The organism is Vicinamibacteria bacterium (assembly GCA_035620555.1).
Lineage (GTDB): Bacteria > Acidobacteriota > Vicinamibacteria > Marinacidobacterales > SMYC01 > DASPGQ01.
Genome location: DASPGQ010000140.1, coordinates 1 through 11,256 on the forward strand (window position 1 = coordinate 1; position 11,256 = coordinate 11,256).

Below are 11,256 nucleotides of genomic sequence, written 5' to 3' on the forward strand. Positions count from 1 at the left end.
CTCGAGCCCCGCCTCGCCCACGATGACGAGCTCCCCGTCCAGGATCACCCGCGCGGGAAGCTCGGTTTTGAGAGGCGGCTCGAGCTCGGGGAAATAGCGATTCAACGGCTTCAGGTCGCGGCTCTGCAGGAGCCACTCCGCCCCGTCGCGAAAGAGCAACACGCGGAAGCCATCCCATTTCGGCTCGTAGAGCCAGCCGTCTCCATCGGGGAGCGTCTCCACCAGTTTGGCGAGCATGGGCCGGATGGGTGGCTCGAGCGGCAGACGCACGTCGAGATACTATCAGCCGGGAAAAAGGTGCGCGCTAGCAGGCTGATGAAAAGTGCAGTGCAGCCTGCGCGAGCGGAGCGAGCCCGGCGCAATCGTCCGCATTCGGGCTGCTTCGAGGGCATGAGATGTGAGCACGAAGTGCGAATAGTTGCCGCGCCGTAAGCAGCCGAGCCGTGGCGGTACGATCGATTACGGGTCCCGCCACGGCATTGAGCACTTATGCGGAGTCTGGTACGTTACGTTCCTTCAAAGGATGAGGATCCCATGACAAGAAACGGGCTCTTTCGGCTCACGGTCCGCGTTTTCGTGGTGGCTTTCGCTTGTGGAGCTCTCGACACGGTCAGAGCAGCCGAAAAACGGCGTCTGGCTTTTTCGGATCTGGCCGCTCTCCGGTCGGTATCCGATCCGCAGCTGTCGCCCGAAGGGGACTGGGTCGCCTACGTCGTTCGCACTTCGGATCTCGAGGACGATCGAATCAGCGGGGATCTATGGATGACGAGCTGGGACGGCCGCCGAACGATCCAGCTCACCTATACGGACGAGAGCGAGAGCCGTCCCCGGTTCAGTCCCGACGGGCGTTATCTTTCTTTCCTCGCAAGCCGTGGCACGGAAGAAGATGCCAAGAGCCAGGTCTGGCTTCTCGACCGGGCGGGAGGCGAGGCGCGGAAACTAACCGATTATCCCGGCGGCGTGTCGGACTACGCTTGGAGTCCCGAGGGCGGACGGCTCGCCATCATTGCGTCGGATCCGGACCCGGACGAGTCCGCCGAGAAGGACGCCACCGCCAAGAAGAAGACGCCGAAGCCCATCGTCATCGACCGATATCAGTTCAAGCAGGATCGCGAAGGATATCTGCGCCGTTTGCGGGATCATCTGTATCTGTACGACGTCGCCACGGCGACATCGGATCTCCTCACCCCGGGCGACTACGACGAGGGGCTCCCCTCCTGGTCGCCGGACGGCACTTCGATCGCCTTCTCCTCCAAACGCCAGGGAGATCCGGATCGGAACGAGAACTGGGACATCTTCCTGATCGAAGCCAAGGCGGGGGCGACACCGCGCCAGCTCACGCGTTTCGAGGGTGTGGACAACGAGCCGGGGTGGGGAAGCCCCGCGGCCTTCAGCCCCGATGGAGAACGGATCGCCTACCTGATGGGCTCGTCGGTGAGCTACACCTCATACGACATGGCAAGGCTTGCGGTGATTCCTCTTGCCGGGGGAGAGCCTCGACTCGTCACGCCGGAGCTCGACCGCCCGGTATCCAACCCCACGTGGTCCTCAGATGGGAAGTCGCTCCACTTCCTGCTCGAGGACGATCGCCGTCAGGTCGTGGCCCGAGTTCCCGCGGAAGGGGGCGAAGTCGAGCGGCTGATCGATACCCGCGGCGTGGTGAGAGACTTGACGATGAGTGGATCCCGGATTGCCGTCGTCTCCACGACTCCCGATCAACCCGGCGAGATCATGGCGCTCGAGAACGGATCGCTTCGCACCCTCTCGACCCACAACCACGAGCTCATGGAGCAGCTCGAGCTCGGGGCCCTCGAGGGCATCGAGCTCGAAAGCCGCGACGGCACCATCGTGAACGGCGTCATGGTGAAGCCCCCGGACTACCAGCCAGGACGAAAGTATCCGACCATCGCTTACATCCACGGCGGGCCGGTGGGTCAGGACGGTTACGAGTTCGACTTCACCTGGCAGATCCTCGCCGCGAACGGCTACGTCGTCATTGCCCCCAACTATCGGGGTAGCTCGGGGCGCGGGCTCGCGTTCACGCGCGCGATCGAGGCCGACTGGGGAAATCTCGAGGTGCAGGACGTGCTCGCCGCCGTCGATCATGTCGTCGCCGAGGGCATCGCCGACCCCGATCACCTGGGTATCGGAGGGTGGAGCTATGGCGGCATGACGACGAACTACACCATATCCCGCGATAGCCGGTTCAAGGCGGCGGTCAGCGGCGCGGGCGTCGCGAACATGCTGGCCGCCTATGGCACCGACCAGTACATCCGCCAGTACGAGAACGAGATCGGCTTGCCCTGGAAGGACATTCAGCCCTATTTGAAGATCTCCCACCCGTTTTATCACGCCGACCGCATCCGGACGCCCACGCTCTTCCTCTGCGGCGAGAAGGACTTCAACGTGCCGCTCTTGAACTCGGAGCAGATGTATCAAGCCCTCAAGAGTCTCGGGGTCGAGACCCAGCTCGTGATCTACCCCGGTCAGTTCCACGGGCTGACGAAGCCAAGCTACTTGCGCGATCGCCTCGAGCGTTACGTCGCCTGGTTCGATCGTTTCTTGAAGGGAACGGAGACGAGCGACCGGTAGGCGGCTTGGTGGGCCCTCGATCGCTCAAACCTCCTGGGCTTCGGGAGACCAGCCCTCGCCCGCTCCGATCTGCTGGAGCGCCCACTGCAGGCGGACCGCGTCCTCCGACTTGAGCCTGACGCCCAGCTCGTCGGCGGGCATCGCGTAAGCGTTCGCGAGAAGGGTTCGGGCCTTGTCGGCAACCTCGAGAAGAAGACTTACTTCTTCCCTCGTCAACGTGACGGCGTCGGACTCCTCGGTCATCGCCCCGAGACGCCTCACGAGCGGGGCCACCTCGCTCTTGCCCATAGCTACCTTCCTTCCGGCTTTCGAAAGAGCTCTTCGGGGGTATCGGGATCGATCGCGGTCGAATCGATTCGGGTTTCCGCCGCGAGAGCCCCGTCGTGGAAGACGCGCACCTCGCTCGGAAAACCCATCTCGTCATAACCCGAGAACTCGCGCTTCTCGGTGACGGGTGCTCCCTGAAGGTTGGTCCCGGGAAGAGATAGCTCGAAGAGACGACCGGTGGCTCGGTCGAACCGCGCCCGCATCGCCGCGTCCCCGATGCGGAGCAGGACCGCGTCATCCGCGAGCGATTGCGCCTCCACCTTTCCCGATGCCGCGGCCCACAAGAGGCCGGGGTAGTGTCGGTAGATGCCCTCACGGGTTCGTCGTTTCTGATCGTCATCCAGTTCCTGGACACCGCGGGGCGTCGACGCCCACCCGTTCGAACCGTCGAGCACGGTCTCCATCTCGCCAAACGGTAGCACCGCCACCTCACGGTAGCGCTCGGGCGCCCGGAATTGAATCTCGAACCGTGCGGGCAGATCTCCCTGGGGCGTCTTCAGTACGGTCTCTCCCGAGAGGCTGAACCCACCGAGTCGGCTCGCGTTCTCCTCCACCGAAGCGACGAACCTTCGGAGGATCTCTCTTCCCTTCTCGAGCGCCTCCTCGGTTGGCGGCGGAGCCTCCACGGCGGGGGGCTCGGGAATCGTGATGTCGAGGGTGACGACTTCTCCCAGAGTCGACAGAGGAGCGTCGAAGTCTTCTTCGCGTCCAACGGCGAGAACGTGCAACGCACCGACGTTCAAACGGTTTCTCGCGACACGATGAACGTCGTCGACGCTCACCCGGTCGATGCTTTCCTGGTATTTCTGGAGGAAATCACTGGGATAACCGTAATAGTCGTACGTCATGAGCCTCCGCACGATGGCCCCCCGGCTCGCAAAGTTGAACACGAAGGAGTTGAGGAGACTTTCCTTCGCGATGCGAAGCTCCTCCTCGGATACAGGCTCCGCGACGATCCGCTCGATCTCGTCCCGAATCGCCTCGATGGTCTCCAGGGTGCTCTCGGACTTCGTACTGCTGGCGACGGTGAAGGTCCCGGGGTAGTCGAACGATGCGTTCCAGGAGGCACTCACCCCGTAGGTGAGGGCTTTTTGCGAGCGAACGCTCTGGAAGAGGCGCGAGGAGAACCCTCCGCCAAGGATCTCCGACATGACCGTCAGGGCGAAGTAATCTGGATCGTCGTAACGGCCTCCGAGGTGGCCGATGCGGAGGCTCGTCTGGTTTACGTCTTCTCGGGAAATGTAGTAAACCCCGCCCTGCGTCGGGCGGGAGACCTGGGGGAGAGCCGGCGCCGGCGACGAGCCACGATTCCACGAGCCGAAATGCCGCTCGACCAGCGCCCGCACATCCGAGGTCTCGAAGTCACCCCATAGACCGAGCTGGATGCGATTCGGCAGGAAGTACCGGCGATGGAAGTCGAGCAAGTCGTCACGAGATATGGATTCGATCGTCGCGTACTCCGTGGTGCGCGCGTAAGGGCTCTCGCCGCCGTAAAGGACTTTCTGAAACTCCCGACTGGCGATTCCTGAGACATCATCGTTGCGACGAGCGATCGCCGTCCGTTCTTGCACTTTCGCCAGCTCGATCTTGTCCTCGGGAAAGGCGGGTTCGCGCAGCACGTCGGCCAATATCTCGACGACGAGCGGAAAATGCTCGGAAAGCGCAAAGAGGGTTGCGCTTCCCGACGTCGTGCCGACGCCGGTCTCGATGACCGAACCGACGTTCTCCAGGAGCCTGTCGATCTCTTCACCGGACCGATTCACCGAGCCGCCGGTCCGCAATACCTGCCCCACGATGCTCGCGAGGCCCACCTTGGCTGCCGGCTCGAGCCGCGAGCCCGTCTGGACCAGGGCCATCCCCTCGACCTTGGGAAGCGAGTGGTCCTCGAGGAGATAGAGGCGCAAACCGTTCGCGAGCTCGACCCGCTCGACTTCGGGCACCTGGAGCTCGGCGAGCGGCGGATAGACCAGGTCCTTGTAGTACTTCTGGGCGGAGGCCGACGAGGAGGCAAAGACTCCGAGCAACGACGCGAAGAGCACCACGCGGATCATCATCGAACCTCCTCGTCGGGCAAGAGGTAACCGACGGTGCGATTTCTGGAAGTGAAGTATTCGCGGGCGACGCGCTGGATGTCCTCTCTCGACACGCGCTCGATCGCTTCGATGCTCTTGAAGAGGTTCCGCCAGTCGCCCGTGAGGACTTCGTAGGCAGCGAGCTGACCGGCGAGACCGGAGTTGCCGTCGAGATCGTCGATGAGATTCGCCCTTGCCCTTGCCTTCACCCGGGACAGCTCTTCCTCGCTAACGAGCTCCTGTTTCAAGAGCTCGATCTCGGCGAGCATGGCCTCCTCGTTCTCCTCGTTGGTGTGGCCCGGAGCCGGAAACGAAAAGAACAGGAAGAGGTTCGGGTACTTGTTGCCCGGAAACCCTGGGAACCCTCCCGCGCCGGCCGAAATCCTCTTGTCCTGAACCAGGCTTCGGTACAGCCGCGAGGTCCGTCCCCCCGACAACACATCCTGAACCGCGTCGAAGACGGCGTCGTCGGGATGGAGCAGGGCCGGTTTGTGGTAGCCAATGAGCAAAACCGGCTGGCTCTCGGCGTAGACGGTGGTGCGCCGCTCGCCCTGCTGAGGCGGCTCCACCGTCCAGATCGGATCGGCCGCCCGCCGGTCGGGAATGCGGCCAAAGTAGGTCTCGGCCCAACCCACTGCGACAGCGGAATCGACATCACCGACCACGACCGCGATCAGATCGGAGGGTGTGTAATGCTCCTGGAAAAAGCGCTCCGCCTGCCGGCGCGTCAAGCTCTCCAGATCCGACCGCCAGCCGATCGCCTGCCGCCCGTAGGGGTGCGCCAGGTAGGCGACCGAAAGAAAATCCTCGAGGAGCTTTCCTATCGGCTGGCTCTCGACCCGCATTCGCCGTTCCTCGATGACCACGTCGCGCTCCTTGTAGAACTCGCGCAGTACGGGATCGAGAAACCGGGCCGATTCGAGCGAGAACCAGAGCTCGGCTTTGTTCGAGGGAAGGCTCACGAAATATCGCGTGGCGTCGTTCGATGTCGACGCGTTGAGCCCCGTCCCCCCAGCGCGCTCGATGGCCTGGGTGAGCTCGTCACTCGCGCTGTACTCAGCGGCATCCGCCTGAGCCTGCTCGAACCCACGCTCGAGCTTCTCGATCTGCTCGGGCGAGGCTCCCGAGAGTCGTGCCTCGCGCAGGCGCGCATGCGCTTGGTCCACGGCATCGAGCGCTGCCTTCTCCCTTTCGTAGTCTCTCGTTCCGATGGTCGTCGTTCCCTTGAACGCCATATGCTCGAACATGTGCGCCATTCCGGTGATGCCGAGCTCTTCGTCGACGGAGCCGACGTCGGCATAGAGGTGAAACGAAACGACGGGAACTTCCCGGCGCTCGACGATGAGGAACCTCATACCGTTCTCGAGCCGATGCTCGGTGACCGACTTCTCGAAGGTCGCGAGGTCCTGCCCGTAAACCGGGCAGAACGTTCCGATGGCAAGAGCGATGAAAACACCTCGTCTCATGGCGAGAGTGTAGCTCATCGCCGCGTCCGAGACTCGAGACCCGTCGCGCCTCCTGTGCCGTCGATCGGCGAAGTTCCGGCTTTTGAGGCATGATACCTGTGAGCTCGGAGAAAGGAGCCATTCATGTCTGCAGATCAGGGACGTTTTTGTTGGTACGACCTCATGACAACGGACCCCGGCGCCGCGCAGGCCTTCTATAAGAAGCTCGTCGGTTGGGGAACGGTGACCCAGGAGTTCGGAGGACAGCCGTACACGATGTGGACGGTGGGCGAAAACCCGATAGGAGGGGTGAACGCCCTGCCGGAGGACGCGAGAAAGGCCGGGGCCCCGCCGCACTGGCTTGCTTACGTCCTCACGTCCGACGTCGACGAGAGACTCGCCAAAGCCAAAGAGCTCGGCGCGAAAATCAAGGTTCCCGCGACGGACATCCCCGAAGTGGGCCGCTTCGGCGTTTTTACCGACCCGCAGGGCGCCCTCATCGCCATTTATGCCCCGGCGAGCGAATCGCCCGGAGACGCCTCGCCAGCGAAGCTCGGTGAGTTCTCCTGGCACGAGCTCGCAACGACGAATCCCGAGTCCGCTTTTTCGTTCTACCAAAAGCTCTTCGGCTGGGAGAAGACCGAGGCGATGGACATGGGCGAGGCGGGCATGTACCAGATGTACAAGCAGAAGGGGGGCGAATTCCCGCTCGGCGGTATCTTCAAGAAGCCCGATGAGATGCCTGGGCCTCCGGCCTGGCTCTATTACGCGAGGGTCAAGGACGTACACAAAGGGGTCGAGACGGTGAAACAGCTCGGCGGCCAGATTCTCAACGGCCCCATGGAGGTTCCCGGCGGCGACTTCATCGCCCAGTGCCTGGATCCGCAAGGAGCGGCCTTCGCCATCCACCACACGAAGGGGTAAGCTTTTTGGTAGCTCGGGACGGCAATGAGAGCCGTCCCGGGCCGCCCTGCCGCGATTCGCGGCTGGTCTCACGCGGTCCTTCGCGATAGGATCGCGGCAACGTCGGGTGCCCGGCCCGAAAAAGAGGCGGGAGAAGGAGGACGGTCCATGCTTCGTCGAATCGCTTTCACGATGCTCGCTGGTCTCGTCGTTGCGCCGGTGTCAGCGCAACTCGAGGAGGTAGGAAACCTCGAGTTCGAGACGTCGGCGACACCGGAAGCGCAGAAGCATTTTCTTCGGGGCGTCGCCATCCTCCACAGCTTTGGCTGGAAGCAAGCCATCAGCGAGTTTCAAGCCGCGCAGAACATCGAACCGGACTTCGCCTTGGCCTACTGGGGAGAGTCGCTCTGCTACAACCATCCGCTCGCCCCCGAGCAGGATGGCGATTCACCGCGTGAGGTATTGAAGCGTCTCGGACCGACGCGGGAGGCGCGGCTTGCCAAAGCGCCCACCGAGCGCGAGAAAGGTTTCCTGTCCGCCGTCGAGGCGCTCTGGGCCGAGGGCGATGACTGGCGGGCGCGGCGTGTGGCTTACAAGGATGCGATGGGGCAACTCCACCGCGCCTACCCCGACGACGATGAAGTGAGCACGTTCTATGCCGTTTCCCTCCTGAGCGCCGCGCGCGCCCTCGAGGACGAGACGTTTCGTCTCGAAGTGAGGGCGGGAGCTCTCGCGATGGATGTCTTCAACCGGAATCCAAACCACCCCGGTGCGGCGCACTACATCATCCATTCCTTCGACGATCCGATTCACGCGCCCCTGGCCCTTCGCGCCGCCGACGCTTATGCGGGCATTGCCCCTGCCGTCTCCCACGCGATCCACATGCCGACCCATATCTTCATCCAGCACGGGATGTGGGACAAGGTCTCTCACCAGAACATGCGCGCTCACCGGGTCGCCAGCGATTTGTGGCAACCCGAGGACAGCATGGGCGACATGGCGCACTCTCTCGATTGGGGACAGTACGGATTTCTTCAGAAGGGCGATTACGGCGAAGCGCGCAAGGCCATCTCCCGATTCGAGGAAATGGTGGCGATGGAAAGCCAGGAGCGAGCGAAGTCGGGGCTGGCTGAGGCACGGGCCCGCTACATCATCGAGACCGAGGAGTGGAAGGTGCAGCCGATGCCCGAGGACGCCACCGAAGAGGAGCTTCTTGCGAACGGGATGAGCGCCGTCCGCACCGGAGATCCCGCCGCGGCCGAGGACATGGTGAAACGGCTTGCGGAAAAAGCGAGCGCGAGCAAGGACGGCTCTCAAGAGCAGAAGGCCGCTCGGGTCATGCATCAGGAGCTACAGGGGCTCGTCGCATTCGCCCGAGGAGAGAAGGACCTGGCGGTGAAACAGCTTCGAGAAGCGGTCGCGATCGAAGAGACGATGCGGCCGCCGAACGGCGCAGCCTACCCGACCAAACCCTCTCACGAGCTTCTCGGTGAAGTGCTTCTGGAGATCGGGCAGCCCAAGGAAGCCGCCGAAAGTTTCGAACAGTCGCTTCTCCGCATGCCGAACCGCGCCCGTTCGCTCCTGGGCGCGGCGCGTGCCCATGCTGCGGCAGGCGATCGTCTGAAGGCCGCCGAGCGTTACCGCAAGCTATGTGAGATCTGGAAAGGGCACGATGAGCTTCCCGGCTATCGGGAGGCCGAGCAATTCCTGGCGTCGACCGACGATCGCTAACGCTTCTTTCTCTATTCCGATCAGCTTCGGCGCGGCTCCCGTTTCGCGACGGAGAAGAAATCGTACCAGCTCGACTCCGCCCCTCCGAAGCGGCGCTCGACCGCGACCTCGACGACGTAGGGACGGCCCTCGTGCATGGCGCGCTGGCAACGGTCCAGAGCGGCGCCCAGAGTCTCGGCCTCGTCCACCCGCTCGCCTTCGACGCCGTAGCCTTTGGCCAGGGCGATGGAATCGATCTCGGGTGAGCCGAGGTTGACGCCGACGTATTTTCCCGTCTCGGCGGCGCGGCCACCGTAGGCGTGCAGGAAGCGGCGATTCGCCTGATACTGACCGTTTTTCCAGATGACCACGCCGACGGGAACTTCGTAGCGGGCCGCCGTCCACAGAGACTGCACCCCGAACTGGAAGGCTCCGTCACCCACGAGCGCCCAGACCTCGCGGTCCTGGACGCCGATGTGGGCCCCGATCGCCGCGGGAACCCCCCAGCCGAGCACGCCACCGCTCGTCGCGAGGTTGCGGCGCCGCGGACTACGCTCGTGAGCGATGTCCAGATAGTACGGGACGTATGGCTCCGAAGTGACCAGCTCACTCACGACGAGAGCGTCCGGCGCGATCCGACGGTTCAGCTCAACCATGAGGCGCTCGTTGGAGATGGGCGACTGATCCCAGACGCGTCGCGCCTGCTCGTCCAGGCGGGCGCGCCAGGAGTGATGATAGGCCCGGACGCGTTCGCGTCGATCCTCGATCGCCATTGTCGACAAATTGCGCCCGCGAACCTCCTCGAGCACCGCCGCCACCGTGGCTCGAGAGCCGGCGATGACGCCGACGTCGACGGGATAAGTCCGTCCGACCTCGGGTGCGAGGCCCGTGTGGATGACTCTCGCTTCGCGCGGAACGGCGGGCTCGGCCGGAAGGGAACCGAAGCCAAACATCGTACCGCCCAGCGCCCAGAAAACGTCGAGCCGTTCGGGGAACTCCGGGTCGTCTCGAAACATGCCGCAGAAGTGGGGATGACTCGAGGGGAAGACCATCGGCGTATGGCTCATATAGATGTCCTGGAAGACGGCCATCCCCAGCCGTTCGGCGAGCTCCATCAGAGGCTCGCTCGGATCCAAGCGCGCCCCCTCTTTTCCGACGGCAATCACGGGGAATTGGGCATCCACGAGCAGGTCGGCGATGCGCTCGACGTCGGTCGCATCGGGCGGCACGTCGGTAACCAGCCGGGACCGGGAGCGCGGCAGGATCTCGGCGCGCGGAACCCGCTCTTCCCACAGGTCTTTCGAGAACGTGACGAAGGTCGGTCCGCCGGGCGGCATCTCGGCAAGTACGAAGGCCCGCCGAATTACCTCGGGGATCGTCTCGGCATTCATCACGTCCCAGCTCCACTGCGTATACTCGCGGGGAAGCTCGTGGAGATTGACCGATTCGAGGAAAGCATTCGTTCCTCGAATCTCGGTGGACTGGCGGCCGACGGTGACGACGACCGGAGAGTAGTCCTTGAAGGCATTCACCATCGGGGCGAGCGCGTAACCGGCACCCGCCACCGAATGGAGGTTCATGATCGGGACCTCGCCGGTTGCCCGGGCATAGCCGTCCGCCATCGCCATGACCGAAGCCTCATGAAGGCCGTGCACGTATTGGAGCGACAGGCGATCCACGAGGGCGTCGAGAAAGCCCACCTCTTCCGAGCCTCCGAGGCCGAAAACGTACGGCACTTTCCAGTCCACCAGGAGCTCGGCCATGACTTCTCCACCGGTGAGGTTCTCGACGATGCGACTTCCTGAGACCCGCTCGGTCGAGCGCGCCAGCATGCTCGCCGCCTTCGGTGCGACGCCGAGCGCGGTGAGCTGGCCGATGAAAGCCCGCCGCCCGATCTCCCGGTTCAACAGTTTCTTTGCCGTCTCACGCATTGTTTCCACTCCTTCTCGAAGCGGCTTCGTCTCACGAACGACTTTGCGTACCCACTGAGGCGGTCGTTAGCGCGGCGTAGAGGTTGGCGCGCTTTATCGCATCGATCTCCGACAGTCCTTCGCCGAGGAACACCGCGAAGCTACCGATGAACGCGTCGCCGGCGCCGGTCGTATTCACCGTTTCACATTGTACGACGGCACCAGCTCGGAACTGGGTTGCGATGAGTACCCCTCGGTCACCAAGCGTCAGGAACACGCGTTCGAGCAAGTGCTCGG

9 protein-coding genes are annotated in these 11,256 nt (G+C 63.5%); 3 read left to right on the plus strand and 6 right to left on the minus strand.

Annotated features, from left to right (window positions below; genetic code table 11):
* The coding region (locus tag VEK15_05600) for an ATP-dependent DNA ligase (protein HXV60148.1) at positions 1-270 on the minus strand (270 nt) is incomplete at its 3' end.
* A 264-nt stretch (positions 271-534) separates the two neighbouring features.
* Here VEK15_05600 and VEK15_05605 point away from each other — a divergent pair.
* The gene (locus VEK15_05605) at positions 535-2,592 is read left to right on the plus strand and encodes a S9 family peptidase (GenBank protein HXV60149.1); all 2,058 of its coding nucleotides are present in this window, start codon (positions 535-537) and stop codon (positions 2,590-2,592) included.
* Positions 2,593-2,616: 24 nt separating this feature from the next.
* Here the strand turns inward: VEK15_05605 and VEK15_05610 are convergent, their stop codons facing one another.
* The 3 genes from VEK15_05610 to VEK15_05620 are packed head-to-tail and all read right to left on the minus strand — an operon-like array spanning position 2,617 to position 6,475.
* Positions 2,617-2,880 (minus strand): hypothetical protein, encoded by a 264-nt coding sequence (locus VEK15_05610; GenBank protein HXV60150.1) that lies wholly within the window; start codon positions 2,878-2,880, stop codon positions 2,617-2,619.
* A 2-nt stretch (positions 2,881-2,882) separates the two neighbouring features.
* Positions 2,883-4,973 carry a pitrilysin family protein gene (locus tag VEK15_05615; protein HXV60151.1) on the minus strand — a complete coding sequence of 697 codons (2,091 nt, stop codon included), beginning with the start codon at positions 4,971-4,973 and terminating at the stop codon, positions 2,883-2,885.
* Positions 4,970-6,475: a pitrilysin family protein gene (locus VEK15_05620; protein ID HXV60152.1), complete on the minus strand. Its 1,506-nt coding sequence runs from the start codon at positions 6,473-6,475 to the stop codon at positions 4,970-4,972. Before VEK15_05620 ends, VEK15_05615 begins: the two co-directional genes overlap by 4 nt.
* 105 nt (positions 6,476-6,580) lie before the next feature.
* Between VEK15_05620 and VEK15_05625 the strand changes: the two genes are divergently transcribed.
* Positions 6,581-7,360, plus strand: a complete 780-nt coding sequence (locus VEK15_05625) for a VOC family protein (protein HXV60153.1) — start codon at positions 6,581-6,583, stop codon at positions 7,358-7,360.
* Between the two features lie 147 nt (positions 7,361-7,507).
* Entirely contained in the window at positions 7,508-9,070 is a 1,563-nt protein-coding gene (locus tag VEK15_05630; protein ID HXV60154.1) for a hypothetical protein, read from the plus strand.
* 20 nt (positions 9,071-9,090) lie between these two features.
* Here VEK15_05630 and VEK15_05635 read toward each other — a convergent pair whose 3' ends face one another.
* Positions 9,091-10,980, minus strand: coding sequence for a thiamine pyrophosphate-binding protein (locus VEK15_05635; protein ID HXV60155.1), 1,890 nt, complete (start codon positions 10,978-10,980; stop codon positions 9,091-9,093).
* Between the two features lie 31 nt (positions 10,981-11,011).
* On the minus strand, positions 11,012-11,256 hold a 245-nt coding region (locus VEK15_05640), incomplete at its 5' end, for a PfkB family carbohydrate kinase (GenBank protein HXV60156.1).